The sequence below is a fragment of the Nostoc sp. genome, from assembly GCF_036917195.1.
In the GTDB taxonomy this organism is placed as follows: Bacteria; Cyanobacteriota; Cyanobacteriia; order Cyanobacteriales; family Nostocaceae; genus Nostoc.
Window position 1 is genome coordinate 66160 of the sequence record NZ_JBALDG010000071.1, and the last position, 24272, is coordinate 90431.

The window sequence follows — 24272 nt, forward strand, 5'->3', positions numbered from 1 at the left end:
GGCTACTGAAAAACTTTTTACCTTTTCTCATCTTGCCACAAAGCAATACCGCCTAATAAACCAGTGATATTGGGGATAAGTTTCACATTTAACGGTAGCTGGAAATTCACTCTCACGGCTTCACCACCGCCAATGTAAAGGTAATCATAATTGAACAGATGTTCCAAGGATGCGATCGCTTTTTCTAAACGCCTGTTCCATCTTTTCTCACCAATTTTTTCTAACTCTGCACGCCCCAACTGTTGCTCAAAAGTCTCTCCTTTGCGAAACGGATGATGCCCCATTTCCATATTCGGTACCAGCTTACCATCCATAAATAAAGCCGAACCAAAGCCCGTACCCAGAGTAATCACCAATTCTACGCCTTTACCTGCGATCGCTCCAAACCCCTGCATATCTGCATCATTAATCACCCGCACAGGCTTATTTAAATGTTTTAATAATGCTGTTTCCAAATCAAATCCAATCCAATCTGGATGTAAGTTTACCGCTGTTTCCGTGACTCCAGACCGCACCACACCAGGAAAACCGACCGAAACGCGATGAAATTCACCTTGAGCCGCCGCTAACACAACAATTGCATTAATTACAACATCTGGTGTAGCAGGTTGGGGTGTATCTAAACGTGCCCTTTCCGTTACAGGATTCCCCGTAATATCCAAAACCATAGCCTTAACGCCACTACCACCAATATCTACTGATAGGGTACGAATCGATCCATTTTCTTCAACCATTAGCTTAAGTCCTTGTTATTAGTCCCTATCTGGTTATTATCCTCTGCCGCATCTTGATTAGACTGGATATAGCTAGAGTTCTTCACATGGGGATTTACAAGCGATCGCTCCCAATTTACACATAGGAAAAAATCCGGCTTACTTTGGGCGGGTTTATACAGCAGTTTTCTTTTGCATGAAGTACAAAGCTACGGGTTTTGAGGCAGCCCCCGTCTTGGCGGTTCCCGTCGATAGCGCAGCGTTAGCGAGTCCTTGAGCGTCTGGGGGACTGCCGTTAGCGCAGCGTTAGCGAGCCTGCGAGCGTCACCCGTTCGCGTAGCGTCTCCAACAGGAGAAGGGCAGAAGGTAGAAACTTTTTACATATGATGAAAGAGTCCTGCGTTTTTTACCTCACTTAAAAAGCAAACAGCTGTAACTAAATCACCGAGTGTCCTTAATCCTCAATCCTATAAATTGGAATGGTAATTATAAACTGTGAGCCATCTCCTGAAACTGACTTGACTTCTAATGTTCCTCTATGCTTTTCTACAATAATTTGATGAGTGATCGCTAATCCTAAACCAGTTCCTTTACCTACGTCTTTAGTAGTAAAAAATTGTTCAAATATACGCTGTTGTACTTCTCTAGACATTCCTACCCCATTATCAATAATTTTAATTAATATAAATTTTTTGTCTTTAGTTAATTCTGTACAAATTTTGATTTGAGGTGTGAATCCGATTTCAGATTTATGTAATATAGAATTGGGAGTTGGCAATCTAATAGGTAAGGAAGTTAATTTATCTAGCCCTGCTTTCTCTATTTTCGCTGATTGCACATTATTAATCTTCTCATCAATTGCATCAATAGCATTGCATAAAAGATTCATAAACACTTGATTCATTTGTCCTGCATAGCACTCTACAGGTATTATTTCACCGTACTCCTTAATCACTTCCATAGCTGGACGCTTTTGTGTAGCTCTCAAGCGACTATCCAAAATCATTAAAGTACTATCAATACCTATATGCAAGTCAACTTTTTTAATTTCCGCTTCATCCAATCGTGAGAAAATTCGGAGCGATAGCACAATTTCTTGAATGCGGTTAGATCCCACCATCATTGATGATAAAAGTTTAGGAAGGTCTTCCTTGAGAAAATCTAATTCAATGAATTTTGAAAATTCTTGAATTTCTTGGATAGTATCTGGTGTATAATTTTCGTATAATTGCAATATTTTTAATAAATTGTCAATATATTTTTGAGCATAAATTAAGTTCCCATAAATAAAATTAACTGGATTATTAATTTCATGAGCAATTCCGGCTACCAATTGTCCCAAAGAAGACATTTTTTCTTCTTGTACTAACTTTAACTGCATTCTCCGCAGTTCTAAGTGGACATTGATCCGGGCTAAAACCTCTTCATGTTCAATAGGCTTAGTAATATAGTCTACTGCACCCAGATGCAATCCCTTGACTTTTTCCACAGTTTCAGAAAGCGCCGTCATAAAAATCACTGGAATATCTTTAGTTTTTGGGTTATTTTTTAGACGACGGCAGGTCTCAAACCCATCAATTCCTGGCATCATTACATCTAATAAAATCAAGTTTGGTAATGTCTCTTGCGCTTTTTGTAATGCACTTTCACCGTTCTTGGCAATAGAGACTTTAAAGCCAAAATTGTTTAAAATATCAAATAGAACCTTGAGGTTATTTGGAATATCATCAACAATTAAAATCAATTCTTTTTGAAAATTATTCATCTCTAATTTAAGTTAAATTTATTTTTAATTAAATTAACAATCGCTTCATCATCAAAATCTTCTGCTAATTTTAATATTTTGTTAGCAAAAGTTGTATATTTTTTGTCTAAACTTTTAATATAATCTGCTTCATATTGAATTTCTTGAATATAACCAGTCTGAGCAGCTTTATACAAATTAATAAGCTGTTCCTCTGGTGGAAATATCATTTCTTCTAGAGGAATAATGCTCTCTAAAAATTTATTTTTTTCTTCATAAATCCATGTTAAATTTAAATAATATTGTAATTTATCAAATAACTCAAAATTTTGCACTGGTTTAGGCAGGAAGTCATTACAACCTGCCTCTTGGCTCTGTTGACGATTCAAGCTGAATACACTTGCAGAAGAGGCGATAATTACCGTATCTTTAAATTCAGATTGAGCGCGTAAATGTTGCGTCATTTCTAAGCCATTCATTATCGGCATTGCTAAGTCGGTAATAATCAAATCTGGTTGAAATTCTTGAGCTTTCTTTAAACCCTCTTCGCCATTTTCTGCTTCAAGGACTTTAAAACCAACAGGTTCAAGCAGATTGATAATTACAGAGCGATTTTCCCAACGGTCATCAACAATTAGAATTATCTGTTGTCTACCTTGGTAAGAAACTACGTTTTTGTTTAACTCAGGCGTCTGTGATGATATCCAGTTACTAGCTTCTGGTAGAGCTAAGTCAAACCAAAATTTACTACCTTTATTTGGTGTACTTTCGACTTTGATTTTACCTCCCATCATTTCTACAATTTGACAACTGATTGCTAATCCTAAACCTGTGCCTTCAGATTTATGTTTGCTATCCCCTACTTGCTCAAAAGGTAAGAAAATTTTCTCTAATTGTTCAGGAGTCATTCCTACGCCTGAATCTTCAACTTGGAAGCGGATATTCCAAGTATTAATATTTTTTTTCTTTTGTATGGCATATTTTTCATCTTCTATGACTCCTACTGAAAACGTTACTTTCCCTCGTTCTGTAAACTTAATAGCATTACCCAGAAGATTAATTAACACTTGCTTTAAACGTTTGTCATCACTATTAATAGCAGTAGGTAACTGGTTAATTACTTCATATTGAAAATCTATTTCTTTTTGTTCTGCTTTAATACTACAGATATTTCGTACTCCCAGAAGAAAGTTTTCTAAATCAAAGTCAGTAGTGTAAATATCAAGTTTTTTTGCCTCAATTTTGGAAAGCTCTAAGATGTCATTAATTAGTGTCAATAGGTGAGAACCACACTCCTGAATAATGCTAAGTCCGTTCTTTTGTTTGGAAGTAGCGGTTTTATCGCGTTGCAGAATTTGAGCGTAGCCGAGAATTCCGTTGAGGGGAGTGCGGAGTTCATGACTCATGTTTGCTAAAAATTCGCTTTTTGCTTGATTAGCAACATCGGCTGCTTCTTTTGCTGCTTTGAGTTCTACGGTACGTTCTTCAACCCGCTTTTCTAAATCTTGATTGGTATTTTCTAAGTTGGTGAAAGACTCTTGTAACTGTCCTGCCATTCGGTTAAAGGATTGAGCAAGGATGCTAAGTTCTTTGATCCCAGAAACTTTTACTGCTAGGTCTAGGTTACCAGATGCGATCGCACTACTAGCTTGGCTTAACTCCCAAATAGGTTTGATAATCCAACGAGAAGTGTAGATTCCCAAAATTGTCGCTACACCTAATGCACCAAGACACAGTAAAATTGTTGTCTGGTTATTGGCGTTGATTTGTGCCATAAAATCCCTTTCTGGTACAACGACAACTACTAACCAATCGAGACCAAACTCGTCTTGCCAATTCATAACGTGGACAAATTCGCGATCGCCTTTAAACTCAAAATCTAGTATTTGGGTGTCTTTAATTACCTTAAAGTTGCCAAATTTATGCTGTAAATACTTTGCTGTCGCTTGAATTAAGGGATCACTACTATTTAATGCGCTTAAGCGTTGCGTTTTACCATTTATCAACGTAAATGGCCTGCGGCTATTAGAATTAGCTATTAATAGCCCGTCGCGTTCAATAATAAAAGTTTTTGCTCTTGGGCTAACTTTTAAGTTGCTCAAAAAATCACTGATACTCGAGAGCAGTAAATCGGTGCCTATCACACCAATCAATTTGTGAGTATTGTCGTAAATAGGACGATCTGCCGAAGCTACGATATATCCTTCAAATCCCTCTGTTACGGAAATTTGACTCCAAATAGGTCGGCCTGCTTTTACCGTTTCAGCGTACCAGTCATCAGCTAGCGGGTCATAGTCTGTAGATTTTAGTAATTTAGTGCAATTTCCCTGGCTATCTACTGCGTAAGTGTAGTCTTTGTTTGCAAAACCTTTATTAATTACAATTCCTTGACCTGCCAGCCAACGACCCGCCCCAGCCTCTTCATAGGTTTCTAGATTATAGCCAATCCAGCTAACATTTTTGAATACCTGCGCTTGTTTCCAAAAGTAACGCCCTGTATTTTCCAAGTCTTTTAAGTTGAGTAGCCCTTGATCTATTGCATCAATGTTGATTTGATTAATCTGATGCGGGGTTGCTAAGTAAGTATCAAGGTGTTCGTCAACTAGGCTATCGGTTTTGCTCATCAACTGATTAGCTAGGTCATTAACTGCCTTCTGTCCATTTTTAAACGAGAGATACCCCACCAATCCGACAGCACCAAAGATTTGGATCACAAAGGGGACTATGAGTACAAGGCGCAGTGGTAACTTTTTGGAATATGGCAAGCCAAGAAGGTTCATTGCTTAAAGTTATTGGGCAGTTTAATGACTCCTATCTTGCACTTAGCGATCAGAGTCACCAGGGCTAAGTGCAAGATGTGAGCAAAGAATAAATTTTCTAGCTAAAGTTAGTTTGCCCACAATCTTGTTTCTTGTATCAATCCCGTTAAGATAAAAATGGCGTAATCCAAGTAATATGAACAGTTTCATTCCTCTAGAACGCTTTTTTATCTACCTCACCTGGACTGACATCCAGGCAATACCAGATAAGGAAAATGTGGTAATCATCCAGCCTGTGGGGGCAACTTGAATAACATGGTCCTTATCTGCGGTTAATTGTAGATGCTGAAACTAGCATTATGTTATCGATTTTGCCAGAACAACTGAAGCTAGAGAAAACTGTTGCAGAGTATCCCCCAGAACAGTCAGAAATTAGTTTACTGAGTTAGGAAGGTAAGTTACCTGTGGCTTGGGTGACGCCAGATATCAGTAAAAGTGAAGTGATTGGCGACGCCACAACCCTAACTAAAGAAAAAGGCGATCGCATTCTCGAATCTGTCGCTAACGGTTGGGCGCAAGTTATTCAAGATATTTATGCCTATCGACAACCAAAAGTGGAGAAGGGATTGACGCATTTTACTCAAAGTTAAAAATCCAATACATTAGACGCGCGACAACATCCAGATTTGCTAATGTAGAGATAATGGAAATAGTACTGGCGTAGCTGCTTAAAATCTATTGGGTAGCAAATTTCTATTAAAACTAATATAAGAGAAAAAATTATGACGGCGTTTGAACCTCAAAGCATCCGCTCTTATAGCCAAGAAGATGTCCAACAAATTCTGCACTTAGCGATCGCTCGTCAAGCTAATGACAAAGACACAGAATTTTCTTATGAGCAGATATTAGAAATTGCTGCTGAGTTAGAAATTTCACCTGAGTCTTTAAAATTAGCAGAACGTGATTGGGTAGGGCTACAGAGCCAAGTCCAACAGCGAAAAGCTTTTGACGCCTACCGTATCAGAAGATTTCAGAAGCGTCTAGGGAATTATGCAATTTTCAATGGCTTTTTGATACTGGTCGATTTGATCACTGGTGGCGGAATTTCTTGGTCGCTGTACATTTTGCTATTCTGCGGATTATTTGTAGGGCTGGATGTTTGGAATACCTTTCAAATCAAAGGCGAAGAGTATGAAATGGCATTCCAAAAATGGAGTCGTAAGCATCAGATTAAGAAAACCATCAGTACAGTTTTAAATAAGTGGTTTAAGGCATTACAGGCTTAGTAGATTTGCTTGCGTAAACGTACCCACACGGAGAATCAAGCTACGCGTAGCATCTCGTAAACAAGCTTGTCGTAGACATCGCTAATTCAAAAAAAAACCATAGTAGAATTCGGGGTCATATTTACCGGAATATTTGTTATGTAACACTATTGAAAGAAAATCTGAATAAACAGAGGAATTATTAGGATTAATATTGATGTTACAGTAGTTATCGATTGGATGAGAATACCAATATTCCTATACAAAGCATAGGAACCAGAGAAACGAGATAACAAGGGGAAATCGAGCTTTTTTCGACTTATGTGTACACCCTAGCCCCGCTTGCTCTTAGAAAAGACAAAGCATAGCTTTGGTGGAGTGGGCTTCTTCAGGTTTAATAAGTAATCAAGCGGACATGATATAAAATTCTTGTTTATTTATCTTGAGAGGAATGCAAGCTATTAGCCTTGGAACAGAATTCCAATGGGGGATAGAAACGAAGCGGGAATTGTCATATATTGGGTAATGACAAGCCCTACTAAAATTGGGGAGTAAGATTCAAAGCCTCTGAAAACCTCCGCTATGGTATTTACTTAAGTTTTTCGTGAGCAGCCAAAATAATTTTTTCAGTTTCTTCCCAGCCAATACATTTATCAGTTACAGAAATACCATATTTTAATTCTTCTTGTTTAGTAGTAATTGATTGATTACCTTCATACAAATGGGATTCTAACATCATGCCAACTATTGATGTATTACCATCCACTATTTGCTGAATAATATTTTCTAAGACAATACCTTGTAATTTGTAATCTTTATTGGTATTGCCGTGGCTACAGTCAATCACAATTCTCGGTGGTAAATTTGCCTGTTTTAATTTCTCTTCAACCAGTTTGACATTTGCTGGATCAAAGTTGGGCTGAGTACCACCCCTTAAAATTACGTGACCGTAGGCATTACCTTTAGTTTGAAATACGCTGACCTGTCCGTTTTGATTAATTCCCAGAAAATTATGCGGGTTTCTAGCTGATTGTAGAGCATTCAAAGCTACTTGAATATTACCGTCAGTACCGTTTTTAAAACCTACAGGCATCGAAAGCCCACTTGCCATCTCGCGGTGAGTTTGTGATTCGGTCGTGCGTGCTCCAATGGCAGACCATGTAATCAGTTCACTAATGTATTGAGGGATGATTGGATCTAGTGCTTCTGTGCCAGCAGGTAATCCTAATTCTGTAATTTTTAATAACAGGTTCCGGGCAATTAACAAACCATTTTCTACATGGAAAGAATCATCCATATCTGGATCATTAATTAATCCTTTCCAGCCTACAGTTGTTCTTGGTTTTTCAAAGTACACTCGCATAACTAGTAGCAAGTTATCCTTAACTTGCTCGGCTAATATTTTCAATCTCTCAGAATATTCGAGCGCTGCTTTTGGATCGTGGATTGAGCATGGGCCAACTACTATAAATTTTCTGCGATCCTGAAAATCCAGGATATGTTCTATTTCCTGTCTAAATGCTAAAACTCTTTGTTCAGCTAATTGTGTTAAAGGTAATTTTGATTTGACTTCATTGGGAGTTAATAAAATGCGATCGTTCTCGATGTTAGCGTTGTCAATCTCAATGTTAGCGTTGTCGATATTACTATTAAATAATGTGTTATGCATGGGGATGATTTGGCAATTTTATATCCGCACTTCAACTCAAAATTGTAACACAAACCGATGATATTTTAAAATAGCCTGTTTTCTGCTTGACAAATTTCTAATTAAACTGTATAGGAGTAAGATATTAACTGAAAAAGGGGAAAAATGTTTCCCCTTTTTTTTCCTATTGGACTACTGACTCAGCAGCAGTGTATATGATTACTGCCATACAAACACTTTGGCTTCGTATGGTCCCAAATCAGCTATGATACCATCGTCACTAGCTTCGACATCATAATTCCCTGTCCACTCGTGCCATGTACCACCGCTTGCTAAATTAGGAACATGATAGTCACCTAGAAAATTTTCTGAAAAATTAGCTACCACAACTACACGAGAACCTTCATCATTCCAACGAGTATAAGCTAATACTTTAGCCTCTGGATTTTCGTGGATAAAATCAATATTTTCTGTGTAGAGGGCATGATTATTTTTACGCAGGTTGGTTAAGCCTTTGTATGATTCAAATAAACCACGATTTAAATCATTACCTAACAGCGTCCAATCAATTTTGGATGATTCAGGTTGTTTAGGTTTATACTCGCCAAATTCCTCTCCCATCCAAATCAAAGGTACACCAACAGCAGTCATCAGTATGGTTACTCCTAATTTAGCCCGCCTAAAAGCATCTTCGTCAAAAATCTCACGGTTCCCCAATTCAACCATGAGATGGTTATGGTCGTGGTTGGTGAGGTAATTTACCACATTAATGGTACCCAAGAAGCCTTGGCGCTTGCAGTCAATGACATCTTTAAGACGCTCTAAATCAAATGTATCACCGCAGATATGTTCTAAAATGCAGTAATAAAAACTATCATGCCAGCAACCATCCATTGGCCCATCTACATTGGTAATGCTGGTAGCTTCAGGAATGTATTCAGCAACGTTGTAAAAAGGCTTCATGCTAGCAGTTTTTTTGGCTTCTTGAACAATCCAGTGCATGAAGTCGTAGTTAGCAATTTGCCGCGCTGCATCATAGCGAATACCATCAAGATGATATTCCTCAATCCAAAAACGGATTGTATCACCAATAAATTTCCACGCAGGATGAATATCTAATTTTTCGTCATAATGTTCATAATTAAACTCAGGTCCCCAGTTATTATCAGGGTCATGGGGAGAGTGATGATACCAATAATCGTGGTCAATTTGTGTTAAAGGAGCAGATGCTTCTGAGTGGTTATAAATACCATCAAGAATCACACGAATACCTTTAGCATGACACTCATCAATCAATTTTTTTAACTCAGCAGTTGAACCATAACTAGATTCTGTTGCAAAGAAGTGGCGGGGATTATAACCCCAACTATAATCACCAGGATATTCTTTAAGTGGCATCAACTCAATAGCGTTGATTCCCAGTTCACACAAATAATCTAACTTTTCAATAACATGTTTGTATTTACCTCGTGCATAAGGGTCATCCTCACCACCAGAAAAGTCACCAACATGCAATTCATAAATTACCAATTCTTGGTCAGCAGGTAACGGTTTATCATCATGTTGCCAAATATAGGTATCAATAATCCTTTTACCATCTTTTACCTGGATAACACCATCATCATTTCCACTTTGTTCATCTATATCAGTTGCATAGGGGTCTGTGATATCAACCCATTGTTCTGGTTCAAAAAACCATGAATTTGACTGGACGCGCAATTTATATTTATAAACGCCGTCTTCTAGTTCAACACTTGTACGAAAATAACCATCATCACCTTTTTCCATTGGAATTTCTTGCCAATCAGAAAAAGAACCAATTAATGCGGCTCCTTTGTTGTAAGGTGCAAATAAATTAAATTCAATTGGCTTTGCCATAGAAGTGTTTGTAATATCAATGGTTGATAGAAGTATTTTCTGATGCTCAATTGAATTTGCAAATCAATCTAGAGAAATAATTATATAATTACTGCTTCTATCTTCAGGAATAATTGATAAATACTTTATAAAAATTAACTATTTGTTGGCAATTTTTGAGTGTTTATAGCATTTATTTTTTGATTAATATTCAAATTTACTTACTGCAATTTGGTCTGATAATACTAGGTAAATTTAAATATTATTCTATCCAACTGCAAGATTTTATTAAATAAATTAATAGCTTTTTATTAAGTTATAAAACAGCAGATATTCTGGAATAAGAACAATATTGGTAATAATAAGATATTTTTTACTAGATCAATCTGATTTAATTTGTGATAATTGCAACCCATAGATCCCCGACAACTTTTACGAAGTAGGGGATCTTGTTTATCAGAAATAATTTTGGATTGCTATAAATATCTGCCGTATGAGATTACTCAATTTTGCCGTTAGTTTGTTGCAGATAACTTAACAACCAATTCGCCGCCGTCGCCCTGCGAGTTTGTCGAGGCCCAAATTCACCAATTTTGTAACCTTTGAAACCCAGTTTTTCTTTTAGCATTTGTTTATTTTCAGCAGGAATGGAACGAGTCAACTTGACTGTTGCAGGGCGAGATTCAATGAAATCTGGTGGTTGTGGGTACTCATCTTGCCATTCTGGTGCAACTTGGCTAGTGTCCCATTGTGCAGTTGAGGAATCATAGCGATAGCCTAAATAATGCCATAGCAACTGGTTGACTGTGGCATCATCAAGTTTCTCGTCAAGAATTGCCCAAATTGTTTCTGTATTCAGTGGTGGTAGGTTAGACATAAGCAATTCCAAATTCAAAGTTGAAAAACTGACTAGTAATTAAAATAAATCGTAATTCGTAAATAGGGGATTTGTTCCAAAATATAGTCGGTGGCAAGCAGAAATGAGGTGATTAAAAGTGGGATAGTTGCGATCGCCAAGAGTTGAATTTGCCCTATCCTTGGGATTTACCTATGAGGATGGTCAAACTTTTCTCTTCGATAACCTTGCAACCCTCTTTGGTATTGGCCGTACCAGTGTAATTAAATTTGGTCAAGACTATATCAAGCGCGAACCTCAAATCGATCTGAGCGATCGCGGTAATAACGCCCAGGATGATGGTTTTTACTTTAGCCTTCGCTATCAACCTTAGTAAAGTGGTGCGTTAGTCTTTAGCGTAACGCACCCTACCAACTTGACTTATCAATGTTTCCTGACCTATGTCAGCATTTTTTGTTTTAAAAACCACTTCAAAAGCGTATTTTCAGGTAATTTGCGATTTTTTAATAATTTCTTTTTGATTATTTACTCAGCTGATCTGCATTTGGGGTGTACTCTCAATATACAGTAACTATCTACTCGATTTTTGAGATAAATTACACCCAGAGGTGAATACCATGAAAAATTATGCTGATAAGCAGGAATTTATATTAAGTCAAATTACAAATAAATATTTTCAGCGCCGAGATTTCAGTGGATGTGACTTGAGTGGAATCGACCTGAAAGGAATTGATTTAAGTGGTGTTAACTTTATAGGAGCGGATTTGCGTGATGCAAATCTGTGTGGCTGTGTCCTCACTCGTGCTAATTTAAGTGGCGCAAATTTGATCCAAGCTAGCTTACGTGAAGCTAATTTGTATGAAGCATCTTTGTGTGAAGCTAATTTGATTAATGCTGATTTAACACGAGCAAATTTGTGCGGAACTTTCTTATGGCGGGCAAAATTCACAAATAGTAATCTTTGGGGTGCTTCTTTGTGTGATGTAGATTTGAGAGAAGCAGACCTAAGTGAAGCCAAATTAATTGAAGCATCACTGATTGAAGCTAACTTAGTTAGAGCAAATCTCACAGGAGCAAAGCTATGTGGAGCAAAATTACTAGAAGCTAATTTAACTGAGGCCAACTTAACTGGTGCAGACCTGACATGGGCAAATTTAACCAAGGCAAACTTGAGTAAGGCAAACCTTTGGGAGACAAACCTAATTTATGCTAAGTTCCGAAATACTATCATGCCTGATGGCACAATTAAGCAACCTCAGATAATGATTTATTAAAAGAGTTAGGAGTGATTCAGTTTTAGATTTTAGATTTTAGATTTTTCTTTCAATTTAAAATCTAAAATTAGCAGAGTTAGGAGAGAATAACTTTCTGTTTGTTCTTTTGCCCAATGACTAAAATTCGCGTTGTGAAAAGATAAAAATAGCGATCGCTAACAACATGGCACTATAAAGTAAGCCATAGCCAGCATTCATAATCAGTGCAGTTGTGTCAGGTAGTGCTTGCAGACCATAAACAGCATCATTTTTCAAATCTAATCGAGATAACTCTGGTAAGATGAGAAACAAACCTTGAGTTAGACGTTCCATACCAGGGTTGTGACTAAGACGACCAAGTTGTACTAAATCTTGAGTAATATTCCCGATTAAATATACTGCAAAGGTTAAAATAGTCGCTAGCAAAGAAGCAGTAAAAACACCAAAGGTAATAGCTATAGCAGTGATTAATGATAACTGCAAAAATAAGAAAATTACCGCAATTAGAATGCTCACCGTTGGATGAGGAATGTTACCAAATTGCAGAAATATCAGATAAATTGCTGTCATCGTGACGATAAGTACAGCTAGTACTGCGGATAAACCCAAGTATTTGCCGACGATAATTTCGCTGCGGCTGACAGGTTTAGCAATTAACATTAAGACAGTGCGTTTTTCAATTTCTTTATTAACCAGTCCCGTACCAATAAATATTGTCACAATTAACCCGATGGCATTCATCGCCGCCATCCCAAAGTCTAAAAACATTTTGTCTTCAGTCGTAGCTGCAAATTCAGGAAGGACATGGAAAGCGGTGGCAAGTATTAACGCATAAAAACCAATAATATATAGGATGCGATCGCGTACCACTTCCTGAAACACATTCTTTGCCAATACAAAAATTCTGTTAATAGTCATTTATTATTTTTCCCTCACCAAAGTTTAGATTTTAAATTTTGAATAATTTAAAATCAAAGAATTTAAAAATGTCTGTCCCTTACGTGTTTTGTAAAAGTTGCCCCCAAATTAAAATGCGAGAATAAATCTAAAATCTAAAATCAAAAATTGAGTTACTGCTGCGGAGGCGGTGATCCAACAATTAATTTATTGATGCGATCGCATTCAATTTCTGCAACTATAATCTTATCCCCTGAATTGTTAGTTGCTGCAACTGGTTCAATCCGACAAGATTTTTTCAAGTAATAGCCCCGTGGCTTAGAACTTGGGCCTATCCAAATACTTAATAAATCTAATATATATCCAGACTTAGTATTAGCTACACGCGGTTCAACGTGCCATAGTTCTTTCTCTTCATATCTCCCCAGATTTTTTTGAATTACTTCTGTACCCAGAGTTATTACCCGCTGTTTCGCATCTAGCAACCATTTTTCTACTTCCGACCAAGGTCTTTGAGCTATTTCTTCTACTACTCTTGGTTGAAGTTTTTCTAAAATTACAACACCGTTTTGCGGTATTTTTACTCGTTCTTCTGTTCTGACAACAAAGGCACTACGTTTAAAAGTATCTGCCTGCAAACTGGGATATTGTTGGAACCAATTATCCATCACAAAGAAAAACTGAATCCAACAACTTAGCAGCATACTACTAGCAACTAAAATTATGATTCTTTGGCGGTCTTCTGGCTTAGGAATTCGAGCTTTAGAGTCTGTATCAGTTCCTTCAATAAATTCTGGTATTGCTGTAATTAGTGCTGAAATTGTCGGCCAAAAAACGATTGTTCTTGATGTAATTACATCCTGTTGATTTCCAAAGGCAAAAACGCTAACTAAGAATCCAGTGATTACTGCTCCGACTGGCATAAAAGTACCAGGAACCCTCAAAGGATCTTCAGTTGTATACCAAGCTGTGCCAGCAATTAAAAATAACCAACCAAAAAAGGCAATTATATCTTTGATATAACCTGTAGCACAATATGAAAGTACCCAAGAAAAAATACTTAGATAAATAAATGTCTGCCAGGAATAAGCTTTGGGTGGAATTAATACCTTTCTAATTCCCGCATAAAGCCCTTCAGCAAATTTAAAAATCCCAAATACATCTTTAAATAACGTATTCATATTCCTCACCACACCTGATTAATCACTATTCTTGCCTTGAAGTAAATTCTTCCTACTTTGAGCGAAACAATAAAATAATGGTGATAGCACTATAACTTACAGAATTCGCTATTAACGTAGTAGTGACTAAATTGGTACTTTGTAATCTCAGATTGCTAAAACTCCGCCAACGTCGCCGTTGAGATGTTTGAAGTTCCTCTTCTTTTTTAGCAAATGATTCATTTAATAATACTAGTAATCCTCTTAAAAGGAAAAATTTCATCAAAAAAGTAGCAAAGAAAACTCCAAAAGCAGTTAAGATTATTAACGTTTGTGTTTTCGGTGATTTAAAATTATTAAAAAACATATAGTTAATTAATTCTGATTTCACCTGGATCGGCAACATTGGTTCTGATACAAAAAATATGATCCAACCAATCACACTAGAAAACAGATTGATAGAAATGGCATAAAAAATACTGGATTTTTTGTCAAATTTTAGTCGATTGTGGAAAACATATGCTTCGATGGGGATGGCAATTAGTACAAATAAAAAGTCAAACAGAATTCCACCAATGGGAAAAATCCTGGGAAGTATCCAATTTTCAGGCATAAATGGTCAACGGTAAGGGTTAACTGTAGAGAGTATAACTGGGATAGTGAGGGTGATGGCGGAAATTATCACATTGTTCTTGTCCTTTACCATGTTGGTGTGCCAGTATTCCTTTATTGATATTGTTAATATATCAAGCTGATGCTTGTACGAGCGTGCTAGAGGGGTAGTTTCTCAGATGAGAGTACAAGACGTTAGGTAAGATTAAAGATTGCCACGTTATAGCTTTTCCAGAGATGACAAGGAACGGTATTGGTATTCGCACGGCGCAAGTGCGTCAGGAGCGGCTCATTGGTCAAATTCACGTCTACGATGGCGTGGGTAAAGGTAAGTCTCAAGCGGCTTTGGGAGTGGTTTTGCGCTCCATTGGCTTGGGGATAAATACGCCTAGCAATTCTAACCGAGTTTTACTGCTGCGGTTTTTAAAAGGGCCGGAACGTGATTATGATGAAGATGGCGCGATCGCAGCTTTGCAGCGCGGTTTTCCCCATTTAATTGACCAGGTTCGCACCGGGAGGGCCGAATTTTTTGGGCATGAGGAAATTACCCCCTTTGACCGAGATGAAGCGGAGCGGGGTTGGGATGTAGCCAAAGGTGCGATCGCCAGTGGTTTATATTCAGTTGTGGTTTTAGATGAAATTAACCCTGTTCTGGATCTAGGTTTGCTACCAGTGGATGAAGTGGTACGGACATTAAAATTCAAACCCCAAGAGTTAGAAATCATCGCCACCGGACGCGCTGCGCCGCAAAAGTTGCTCGATATTGCAGATTTGCACTCAGAAATGAAACCTTATCACCACCCAACAGCTAAAGCCTTCTTACTTGAAGGGATTGAAATTTATACTGGTGCTGGGAAAGGCAAGTCTACCAGTGCTTTGGGCAAAGCTTTACAGGCCATTGGTAGAGGAATTAATCATCCTGGGTCTACCCGTGTGTTGATTATGCAGTGGCTTAAAGGTGGTAGCGGGTATACAGAAGACGCAGCGATCGCTGCCTTGCAGCAGTCATATCCAGAAGTGGTGGATCATCAGCGCTGCGGTGGAGATGCGATCGTCTGGCGAAATTCCCGGCAAGAATTAGACTACGTAGAAGCCGAACGAGGTTGGGAAATCGCTAAAGTTGCGATCGCCTCTGGACTGTATAAAACTATCATCCTCGATGAACTCAATCCCACAGTTGACTTAGAACTCCTCCCCGTTGAACCCATTGTTCAAGCTTTGCTCCGCAAACCGCGCGACACCGAAATCATTATCACTGGTCGCTGCCAAAATCAACCAGCGTACTTCGACTTGGCTAGCGTCCACTCAGAGGTTTATTGCCACAAACACTATGCCAATCAAGGTGTAGAACTCAAACGAGGAGTAGATTTTTAGGCGTTGCTGATTAGTTGATATGCTAGATTCTCTAGAAACATAACAAATCTATTTACCAAAATAACCTGGCGTGATGAGGTCGATGTCCGATCACAAGCGATCACCATTCGGGTAGATGATGTAGAGCGTTAATATTGGGCAAATTAATTAAAACAGACATTCGTACCAGAATCATCAATGGCTTATCCAAGGTACTGCAAACACTGTGAAGATTCCATCATCATGTCGGAGCTTACTCCTGGTAAATGGCAACCTTGGGAGCCTAATGGAAGTGGTAGACACCAATGCAATTCAAGTAAGTTTGCATTACCAAAGACAGCTTTACCTCTGCCTTCTTTACTAGTTAGTGTAAAAACTTACCTAACACGTTGTCATTGGTGTCAAGAACCGATCTACTGTCACACGAATGGGAACGGCGATTCTGTCTACACTGAAAATGGTCTAGAATGCAGACTTTGGGAGCCTCATCGCCCTTTTTCCTTATCGGTAGTACTGACGCTTATTAGGACTTAGTATGAATAATTCCGAGACTAACCCCTAAGAATCTCACCAGTCAAAAGTGCGCCCATCAGCCGATCCAACGCCATGTACTCTTTGATTGAGAGTTCTGAGGCATTATCAACGATTCGCCCGATTTCTGCTTCCATTGCTGGTATCAAATACCCATCCTCGAAAGCTTGTTCTACAATTTTTTCGATACTCATAACGCTGATTCTCTTTATGCTAGCCCACTAAGGGCGCTACACATATTTTGCTACATGATAAGGAAAATATTTTTCTTGATGAATGGGATAGTGGGGAAAGTTTGAAATCGGAGCAGGAATGCCAAGCAAATCAATGGTCACAGGAATTTTTGATCCCACTTGAGTATGAGGGGGAATTAGCGAATCTTAAATATGAAACTGATGTGATTGATTTTGCGGAACGTATTGGTATTCATTCTGGTATTGTTGTAGGTCGGCTGCAACATGATCATCTAATTGATCCGTCTTCGATGAATAGTTTAAAGGTGAGGAAGAGCATTTTCAAGGCATAGAATAAGCAGACGATATATACAAGCCGATACATTGAAAATAGGGTAAAAATATCTGAAGTTTGGCGCACTAGCCGGAATTTTTACTTTTGGTTAGTAAAATATTTTGCACAAAGCGATCGCGTCCTGCTGCCTTTGCTTGATACAACGCCCAATCCGCTGCGGAAATCATTTTTTCCAAGTCAGAATCTGGCTGAGGAATTTCTGTCGTAAATCCGACACTAATAGTTACATGAGGACTAACTTGGGAATTTTGATGAGGAATTGCTAGTGTGCGGACAGCATGGCAAATTTTGTCGGCAACATGAGTCGCCCCCTTAGTGTCTGTGTTAGGTAAAATCACAGCAAATTCTTCCCCACCATAACGGGCAACTAGGTCTGCGGGACATTTAATAATATCTTTAATGGCTTTAGCAATTTTTTGAAGACAGCGATCGCCTACCCGATGACCATAGGTATCGTTATATAATTTGAAGAAATCAACATCGCACAGAATCAGCGAAAGAGGCTGTTGATCCCATTTCAGGCGCTGCCACTCTTGGTTAAAATACTCTTCAAACCGTCGGCGGTTAGCGACTTGAGTTAATCCATCGATAGTAACTAATAGCTGCAATTCCAAATTAACGGCTTCCAGTTTTTGCTGTAACTGAGATTGCTGAATCAAGCGTTTTACCCGTTGTCGTAAAACTGCCCAGTGAATCGGTTTGGTAACATAATCCATTGCCCCTACTGCAAATGCACGGTCAACTGACTCTTGATCCTCAAGTCCTGTAATCATTAAAACTGGAGTGTGCTTGCTACAATCAAGAGGTTGTAACTGAGCGCAACACTCAAACCCATCCATATCCGGCATTATGGCATCAAGGAGTACTATATCAGGGTGGAATTGCTTAAAAACATTTATTGCCTCTATACCATTTTGAGCTTCTGCTATTTGATACCCTTCCCGCTCCAAGAAATGTCGTAATATCAGGCGGATAAAAGGTTCATCATCAACAATTAGAACTAAAGATTGACTTTCTTGAGCATTGGCTTTCATGGTGCTTCCTTCGCAAGTTCTTTTTGTAAGGCTGTTTTAACTTGTTCATATTCCTGATATAGTTGTGAAAATAATTTTAAGCTGTTTTCTAATTTACTGCTGCGTCCCTGTGCTTCTAACAGCTTGCAAAGCTGCACCAAGGCGATCGCTCCAACAGAAGCACTGCTGGACTTGAGTTGGTGGGCTGTCTTCCATATAGTCTGGGCATCCTCATTTGTGATCGCTGTGCTAATATCTTGCACCAGTCTCCGTGTTTCTGTCAGATAACACTCAATTAATTCAGCAAATGCAACATGATCTCCTCTGACGATATCCCACAAGGATTGGAGCATTTTAGGATCAATTTTGGCGCTTTTTAATGTCTGGTTTTGTCCTGACTGGAGGATATTTGGCGAAGATTGCAATTCTTTGCAGATCACTTTACCGAGTTTAACTATGGAAGTGAATTCAGAACTTCTTTGGGGTGGGCATTTACTGAGTACCTCAGCTAACTCTTGAAGCTGAATGGGTTTGCTAATGTAGTCATCCATACCAGCAGCAAGACAGACTTCGCGATCGCCTTGCATTGCATTGGCAGTTATCGCAATGATATGGGGACGAAAACCGACTCCCCATTCTTGAGAGATTCTCCGAGTTGTTTCTAACCCATCCATTTCAGGCATGTGGACATCCATCAACACTACGTCATAGGGCTGTTTTTGCAAAGCCTTGAGTACTTCTAGCCCATTGGTGACGACATCAGCTGAATAACCCATTTTCTGTAGCATCAGTAAGACAACTTTCTGATTGACAATTGTGTCCTCTGCCAGAAGAATCCGCAGTGGCAGTCGATGGGCCAAATGCCGATCAACCAAGAGAAAATCAGAAATACTGGCTTGGATCGGCTGATTTGTCAAAACACGGGTAATAACATCGTAGAGTTGAGACTGTTTAATGGGTTTACTCAAAGAGGCAGCAAACTGAACATCATTAAAGTCAGAGGAAGTTTCTCCTCTACCCAAAGAGGTCAAAATCACCAAAGGCAGATTTTGACAACCAGATTGCTTGCGGATTTGACGAGCTAGGGTTATGCCATCCATTTCCGGCATTTGCATATCTAAAATGGCAATATCAAACTGCGTTCCCTGAGCAAGTTGATCTAAAGCTTCTTTACCAGATTTGACGGCATAAGCTTGCATCTTCCAAGACTCTGCTTGCAAGCTGATAATTTTGCGGTTGGTCAGATTGTCATCCACAATCAACAGGCGCTTTCTGGCAAGGTGTATTGGCAAATTACTAAATTCAGCTTCTGGTACAGCAGGCACTTTGGTCGTAATAGTGAAGTAAAATGTTGAACCTTGGGAAGAACTTGGAGATGATAATAATTTTCTACTTTCCCATCTAGGGCTAGGATTGCCGCCAACAAACCCAAGGCTTTCCACCCAAAGGGTGCCCCCCATCATCTTACTTAGCCGCTTGCTGATCACCAGTCCCAATCCTGTGCCGCCATATCGTCGAGTCATGGAGACATCAGCCTGAGTGAAGGGGTGAAATAACCGCTTTATCTTCTCTGGTGCGATGCCAATACCTGTATCTTTGATGGCAAATTGAATTTCGTAGAGAAGTTGCGGCTCTCCAACAGGTATCGCAGACTGGGAAGAGGCAGAGGGGCAGGGGGACTCGGGGCCCCCACGGAGTGGGGATTGGGAGAGAGGGTGCACAGGAGAGGAATTTTCCCCCTGCTCCCCTGCTCCCCCTTGTCCCCAGCAAAGAGCCCCCAGTTCAACAGAAAGTACCACTTCTCCGTTTTCAGTAAACTTAATGGCATTGTTGAGGAGATTCATCAAGACTTGGCGCAGACGAGTCAAATCACCGATGATCTGAGTGGGAACTTGCGGCTCGATCAGGTAAGCTAATTCGATATCCTTTTGAGCAGCTTTAGGGGCTAATAAAGAAATAGCTTGCTCCACACAAGCTCTCAAATCAAAAGGCTGTTCTTCTAATTCCAGTTTGCCCGACTCAATTTTGGAGAAATCTAGAATGTCGTTAATAATGGTGAGCAAAGCATCTCCGCTACTACGAACTGTTTCCACTAAGTCTTGCTGTTGAGGCGTGAGGTCAGTATCCAGCAGTAAATCAGTCATGCCAATAACAGCATTCATTGGAGTCCGAATTTCGTGACTCATCATCGCCAAAAACTCACTTTTTGCCCGATTTGCGGCTTCTGCCTGATGTTTTGCCTGCTCCAAGGCAAAGTTTTTCAAGGTAAGTTCTTCCCGTCGGCGCTTTTCTTGTTCCAGTAAATGAGCCTGTGCTAGAGCAATACCTAGTTGAGCCGCCACTGCTTCTAGTAATTCGATTTCGTCTTGTGTCCACTTGCGAAAATAGCTGCACTGGTGTAAGCCGATCGCACCATTAGGTTCTCCTTGATAGGAGGTGCGGATTGACAGCATAGACTTCAGCCCAATTCGTCGGCAAATAGGTTCAGCCGCCTGGAATAAAGGATCAACGTACACATTTGGACAAGCGATCGCTATTTCTTGTGCCATCATCTGCTCGGCATGGGGATTGTTGGTCATGAGAACTTCCAATTTCAACATGGAGCAGTAACCAGGGAGAATATTATACTCTGCTACTAGAGGAATTCGGGGTGTGGGGTCGCTAATGTAAGAATGGATCAGACAGCGTTCAGCTTTAAATGCTTGTCCAATTTGGGTAGCAGCCGTCTCAAAGATTTTCCTGGTATCAAGACTTTGACGAATTTCCTGAGTAATTTGTTCAAGTAGTAGGGTGCGATGCAATTGCCTTTGCAGCGCTTCTTTAGCTCGTTTATTTTCGGTAATGTCGTGATTGACCCCAACAGTAGCAACAGTTTCCCCCTGTTCATCCTGTAAAGAGACCACGGTTGTTTCGGAAATTCCCTCACTACCATCTTTGCGAATAAAGTGTATTTCCCCTGACCAGCGTCCTTGCTGGTTAATTTTTTCGAGAATTTTGGTGCTTAATATTGCAGCTACTTCCGGCTGATGCAAAATACTGGGATGTTTATTCAAAATTTCGGCTTTGGTATAACCATACATGCTTTCGGCAGCAGGATTCCAGTCAATAATATTTCCGGTTAAATCTGTGATAATTACGCCATCATGCATGTTTTCAAAGGTGAGGGCTTGCCAACGCAGACTGGCATCGGCAAGCTTGCGCTCGCTAATATCTGTCTGAATTCCAATGAAGTGGCTTAACTTGCCATTTTCGTCATGGATAGGAGAAATACTTAATTCATTCCAGAACAAGATACCATCTTTGCGATAGTTGCAGAGAATAACTTTGCAACTTGTTCCAGCTTGAATAGATGAGTGCAGTTCATTGAGTGCTGATTGCTGTATATCTGCACCTTGAAAAAATCGACAGTTTTCCCCAATCACATCACTAGCACTGTAGCCTGTTATTTGCTCAAAAGCTGAGTTGACGTAAATAACTGGATTATTGGCGAGTGTGGCATCGGTAATAATAATTCCATTACTGGTAGCAGCAAGTGCCTTCTCCCTCAGTCTCAAGGTTTCTTCCACCAACTTCAAATCAGTAATGTCAAAGATAAACCCCTTCAGCATAGTAGGAATTCCTGCTTCCTCAACTACGTTAACAACGTCTCGCAGCAAAACAACTCGCCCGTCAGCTGCTAACATCCGGTATTCTAATTCGTGATTCTCGCACCTAGCAGTTGCTTCTTGGCGAAAACGAACAGACTTTTCTTTGTCATCTGGATGCAGATGATTGACCCAAAAATTTTCCTCGTACCACTCGGCGATCGGATAATTTAGCAAGTCTACCGCAAGTGGGCCAACGTAAATAAATCGCCAAGTTTTCAAGTCTAATTCCCAAGGGATGACTTTGACAGTTTCCAGCAATTGCTGCAAACGATTTTCGCTGGTGGAAAGGGCAATTTCTAGCTGTTTCTGTTTAAAAACTTTGTGAGCTAACTCTTGATTTAGTGCTGTTATTTGCTGGTTGCTTGCTTTGATCACCAAGGCAAAATAGATTGATAATGTCAGCGTCACAACAACCAATAACCCTGCAATCAATATTAATTGTGTTAATAACCCTAGAGTTAGGATAAAAAGTCTCTGCCAAAGTAGGATTACAGAGATTGAGAAGAAAATCCCCAGCAACAGCGTTAGTAATTTTCGTTTGCGAAAAAATTTCACAGCTTTGAACCAGTCATATTGGTGCTGTTTAACCACTTATTAACCCTCCAGTACTTTCAGGGATTATTGGACTAACTTTTACTTTTAAGTAATCTAAAATCTCAATAGCATCAGTGCAATTACGGAATTTATTTTTAAGTAGAATAATGTATATTATTTATAGAAAAACTTAATAACTTATAGTTATAATTACCATTTTTTTGATAGCAACAAATTGTCCGTATTAGTACACAGTGGTAAAAGTTTGGCTATCTTTAACAAGGGGATTTTACCCCAAGTCTTGTTAATTGAGATGGTAGGTAGATTTATGCGCCTGCTGTACTAGGCTTTTTTACCAAACGCACTCGCGATCGGTAATGTGTCGCTGATGCGAATAAACTTGAAGTTACTCCCTCACCAACATAGACGCGCAAAGGCTTACTCTTTGGTGAATTATCAAGGGTGGCTCAGAAACTCGGATTTGGAAAGGTAGAATACAAAGGTCAATATGCTCGTTGGCAATATCCAGAATTTTTAAGTGAAGCGTCAATCAATTTTGGATTTTAGATAATAGAATTTAGATTCACCCCAGCAATCAAGTTACTTGCTTGTCAATTAATTTTAGATTTTGGAAAATAGAATTATTCTTACGTTTAAATTTTCCTGCTCTCAAACATGGATTAAATTTTGGATTTTGAATCTTCTCTACGAGAGGCTCCGCCAACAATTCCATTATCCAAAATTTAAACATCGTAAATTTGGTGAATTGCAATCTGGAGTGTAAGCGATATTTAAGGGCAGGCTACGCCTACGTATTTTTAATTCTTTTATCATGCCCTAACTTTATTACAAGTGCGTATACGCCCAGAGGCAGACTTCTTGTACCGCTACTTTTAAGTAAGCTACGCCCATGATCACAAGAAAAGGGTAGTGGGGATTAAGAGCAAGGGTTATAGGGATTGAATTTTCCTTCCCCCTTAACCCTTCCCTTTTCACCATAAGAGTACAAAAGTCCCTTTTGCAAGAGACGCTCATGAACAGAGTCAGGACAAAGCACCCCCTACGCGAACACAATTTAGAACGAAAATCTCTTTCTCTGTTCCCTATCACCTGTAAACTGTTCCCTATTTTCAAGATAGGTCTATTGCCTATACTTGTACTTTAAATGACAGCTTCTTGGTGTTGACAATCAAAAACAACCATGTAGGAAGCATTTGGTATTTCCTGGGGGAGGTGCCGCATATAGCCATCGGCATCAGAACGGCTGCGGAAGCGAGCAACAATTTCCCGTTGTGTATTAGGAAGTAGACGAGCGATCGCCCAAGAATTGAGGCGTTCTTTATAGGCAATAGCCTGATTGTCTAATTTGGTAGCTTTGTTAACCGTATTTTCTGGCATAATTCTGTTATCCGTATGAAGTTTCATCAAGGGCGTCAATTAGTTTCTAGGTAGGAATGCACTAACGCTTTTTTTAATGCTGCTGCCACCTTGTTATTCGATTATTTATAGATTGTCAACACTTAACGCTATATTTTAGACCAACTAAGTTGGAATTTTCAGGTGGCTATGAATCTCAAAACCTTAATTTGCAATTGTTTCCAGGACACAACAAAGTTAAAGCAGAAAGTTTGGCAAGTATTGGGTTTGCATGATTTGTATGCATACACAGAAGTAAAGTCCGTATCAGTGGTAAAGCGAATATTGATGTCTGAAAAAGTACTATTGAAATTTAGCTGAAAATAAACAATAACGTGCCTAAGATTAATGGACGCAGACACACTCTTAAATTTTCTATAAGTGCGCTCAGTAAAGGCATATTGCGGACATTTACGTTTTTTATAGTTAGTTTATAATATTTAGATTTTAATAGTTTATTTAGATATTAAAAAAATAGATTTTTTC

General features: G+C 39.1%; 17 protein-coding genes and 2 pseudogenes. 6 read left to right on the plus strand and 13 right to left on the minus strand.

The window, feature by feature from the left end:
• Positions 1–17: 17 nt before the first annotated feature.
• From V7K40_RS23395 to V7K40_RS23405, 3 genes are all read right to left on the minus strand, one after another.
• Positions 18–734 (minus strand): ROK family protein, encoded by a 717-nt coding sequence (locus V7K40_RS23395; protein ID WP_334963921.1) that lies wholly within the window; start codon positions 732–734, stop codon positions 18–20.
• A gap of 433 nt (positions 735–1167) precedes the next feature.
• On the minus strand, positions 1168–2478 hold the full coding sequence (locus V7K40_RS23400) for a response regulator (RefSeq protein WP_334963923.1): 1311 nt from the start codon (positions 2476–2478) through the stop codon (positions 1168–1170).
• A gap of 2 nt (positions 2479–2480) precedes the next feature.
• Positions 2481–5237: an ATP-binding protein gene (locus V7K40_RS23405; protein ID WP_334963925.1), complete on the minus strand. Its 2757-nt coding sequence runs from the start codon at positions 5235–5237 to the stop codon at positions 2481–2483.
• 175 nt (positions 5238–5412) lie between these two features.
• Here V7K40_RS23405 and V7K40_RS23410 point away from each other — a divergent pair.
• Positions 5413–5866, plus strand: a pseudogene (locus tag V7K40_RS23410) (creatininase family protein).
• 132 nt (positions 5867–5998) lie between these two features.
• Positions 5999–6502 carry a 2TM domain-containing protein gene (locus V7K40_RS23415; protein WP_334963957.1) on the plus strand — a complete coding sequence of 168 codons (504 nt, stop codon included), beginning with the start codon at positions 5999–6001 and terminating at the stop codon, positions 6500–6502.
• Between the two features lie 568 nt (positions 6503–7070).
• On the opposite strand, the gene V7K40_RS23420 is transcribed toward V7K40_RS23415, so the two are convergent.
• From V7K40_RS23420 to V7K40_RS23430, 3 genes are all read right to left on the minus strand, one after another.
• Positions 7071–8150: a 3-deoxy-7-phosphoheptulonate synthase gene (locus V7K40_RS23420; RefSeq protein ID WP_334963959.1), complete on the minus strand. Its 1080-nt coding sequence runs from the start codon at positions 8148–8150 to the stop codon at positions 7071–7073.
• A 198-nt stretch (positions 8151–8348) separates the two neighbouring features.
• A complete protein-coding gene (locus V7K40_RS23425; RefSeq protein WP_334963961.1) occupies positions 8349–10007 on the minus strand; it encodes an alpha-amylase family glycosyl hydrolase in 1659 nt (552 codons plus the stop codon).
• A 478-nt stretch (positions 10008–10485) separates the two neighbouring features.
• Positions 10486–10863, minus strand: a complete 378-nt coding sequence (locus V7K40_RS23430; protein WP_334963963.1) for a DUF1823 family protein — start codon at positions 10861–10863, stop codon at positions 10486–10488.
• Between the two features lie 127 nt (positions 10864–10990).
• Here V7K40_RS23430 and V7K40_RS23435 point away from each other — a divergent pair, with 127 nt between their 5' ends.
• Together V7K40_RS23435 and V7K40_RS23440 are read left to right on the plus strand one after the other, a co-directional pair.
• Positions 10991–11215, plus strand: a complete 225-nt coding sequence (locus V7K40_RS23435; RefSeq protein WP_334964129.1) for a hypothetical protein — start codon at positions 10991–10993, stop codon at positions 11213–11215.
• Positions 11216–11459: 244 nt separating this feature from the next.
• A complete protein-coding gene (locus V7K40_RS23440) occupies positions 11460–12116 on the plus strand; it encodes a pentapeptide repeat-containing protein (protein ID WP_334963965.1) in 657 nt (218 codons plus the stop codon).
• Positions 12117–12233: 117 nt separating this feature from the next.
• Here the strand turns inward: V7K40_RS23440 and V7K40_RS23445 are convergent, their stop codons facing one another.
• From V7K40_RS23445 to fraC, 3 genes are all read right to left on the minus strand, one after another.
• Positions 12234–13013 (minus strand): ABC transporter permease, encoded by a 780-nt coding sequence (locus tag V7K40_RS23445; protein ID WP_334963967.1) that lies wholly within the window; start codon positions 13011–13013, stop codon positions 12234–12236.
• A 152-nt stretch (positions 13014–13165) separates the two neighbouring features.
• Positions 13166–14173 (minus strand): septal junction protein FraD, encoded by a 1008-nt coding sequence (fraD, locus tag V7K40_RS23450; protein WP_334963969.1) that lies wholly within the window; start codon positions 14171–14173, stop codon positions 13166–13168.
• A gap of 52 nt (positions 14174–14225) precedes the next feature.
• Positions 14226–14765: a filament integrity protein FraC gene (fraC, locus tag V7K40_RS23455; RefSeq protein ID WP_334963971.1), complete on the minus strand. Its 540-nt coding sequence runs from the start codon at positions 14763–14765 to the stop codon at positions 14226–14228.
• Positions 14766–15001: 236 nt separating this feature from the next.
• On the opposite strand from fraC, the gene V7K40_RS23460 reads away from it, so the two are divergent.
• Positions 15002–16138 (plus strand): cob(I)yrinic acid a,c-diamide adenosyltransferase, encoded by a 1137-nt coding sequence (locus V7K40_RS23460; protein ID WP_334963973.1) that lies wholly within the window; start codon positions 15002–15004, stop codon positions 16136–16138.
• A gap of 539 nt (positions 16139–16677) precedes the next feature.
• On the opposite strand, the pseudogene V7K40_RS23465 reads toward V7K40_RS23460, so the two are convergent.
• A pseudogene (locus tag V7K40_RS23465) lies at positions 16678–16842 on the minus strand (competence protein ComFB); the annotation flags it as partial.
• Positions 16843–16889: 47 nt separating this feature from the next.
• Here V7K40_RS23465 and V7K40_RS23470 point away from each other — a divergent pair.
• Complete coding sequence (locus V7K40_RS23470; protein WP_334963975.1) at positions 16890–17174, plus strand: hypothetical protein; 285 nt, start codon at positions 16890–16892, stop codon at positions 17172–17174.
• A 67-nt stretch (positions 17175–17241) separates the two neighbouring features.
• On the opposite strand, the gene V7K40_RS23475 is transcribed toward V7K40_RS23470, so the two are convergent.
• The 3 genes from V7K40_RS23475 to V7K40_RS23485 all read right to left on the minus strand — a co-directional run bounded on the left by V7K40_RS23475 (position 17242) and on the right by V7K40_RS23485 (position 23768).
• The gene (locus V7K40_RS23475; protein ID WP_334963977.1) at positions 17242–18210 is read right to left on the minus strand and encodes a PleD family two-component system response regulator; all 969 of its coding nucleotides are present in this window, start codon (positions 18208–18210) and stop codon (positions 17242–17244) included.
• The gene (locus V7K40_RS23480; protein ID WP_334963979.1) at positions 18207–22427 is read right to left on the minus strand and encodes a PAS domain S-box protein; all 4221 of its coding nucleotides are present in this window, start codon (positions 22425–22427) and stop codon (positions 18207–18209) included. The genes V7K40_RS23475 and V7K40_RS23480 overlap by 4 nt, the downstream gene beginning before the upstream one ends.
• 1104 nt (positions 22428–23531) lie before the next feature.
• A complete protein-coding gene (locus V7K40_RS23485) occupies positions 23532–23768 on the minus strand; it encodes a hypothetical protein (protein WP_334963981.1) in 237 nt (78 codons plus the stop codon).
• Between the last annotated feature and the right edge of the window lie 504 nt (positions 23769–24272).

What these genes read in the sequence shown, in the direction of transcription:
- V7K40_RS23440 (WP_334963965.1), top strand. Translation starts at nt 11,460, where the DNA reads ATGAAAAATTATGCTGATAAGCAGGAATTTATATTAAGTCAAATTACA.
- V7K40_RS23425 (WP_334963961.1), bottom strand. Translation starts at nt 10,007, where the DNA reads ATGGCAAAGCCAATTGAATTTAATTTATTTGCACCTTACAACAAAGGA.
- V7K40_RS23395 (WP_334963921.1), bottom strand. Translation starts at nt 734, where the DNA reads ATGGTTGAAGAAAATGGATCGATTCGTACCCTATCAGTAGATATTGGT.
- V7K40_RS23430 (WP_334963963.1), bottom strand. Translation starts at nt 10,863, where the DNA reads ATGTCTAACCTACCACCACTGAATACAGAAACAATTTGGGCAATTCTT.
- fraC (WP_334963971.1), bottom strand. Translation starts at nt 14,765, where the DNA reads ATGCCTGAAAATTGGATACTTCCCAGGATTTTTCCCATTGGTGGAATT.
- V7K40_RS23460 (WP_334963973.1), top strand. Translation starts at nt 15,002, where the DNA reads ATGACAAGGAACGGTATTGGTATTCGCACGGCGCAAGTGCGTCAGGAG.
- fraD (WP_334963969.1), bottom strand. Translation starts at nt 14,173, where the DNA reads ATGAATACGTTATTTAAAGATGTATTTGGGATTTTTAAATTTGCTGAA.
- V7K40_RS23400 (WP_334963923.1), bottom strand. Translation starts at nt 2,478, where the DNA reads ATGAATAATTTTCAAAAAGAATTGATTTTAATTGTTGATGATATTCCA.
- V7K40_RS23485 (WP_334963981.1), bottom strand. Translation starts at nt 23,768, where the DNA reads ATGCCAGAAAATACGGTTAACAAAGCTACCAAATTAGACAATCAGGCT.
- V7K40_RS23475 (WP_334963977.1), bottom strand. Translation starts at nt 18,210, where the DNA reads ATGAAAGCCAATGCTCAAGAAAGTCAATCTTTAGTTCTAATTGTTGAT.
- V7K40_RS23405 (WP_334963925.1), bottom strand. Translation starts at nt 5,237, where the DNA reads ATGAACCTTCTTGGCTTGCCATATTCCAAAAAGTTACCACTGCGCCTT.
- V7K40_RS23415 (WP_334963957.1), top strand. Translation starts at nt 5,999, where the DNA reads ATGACGGCGTTTGAACCTCAAAGCATCCGCTCTTATAGCCAAGAAGAT.
- V7K40_RS23445 (WP_334963967.1), bottom strand. Translation starts at nt 13,013, where the DNA reads ATGACTATTAACAGAATTTTTGTATTGGCAAAGAATGTGTTTCAGGAA.
- V7K40_RS23420 (WP_334963959.1), bottom strand. Translation starts at nt 8,150, where the DNA reads ATGCATAACACATTATTTAATAGTAATATCGACAACGCTAACATTGAG.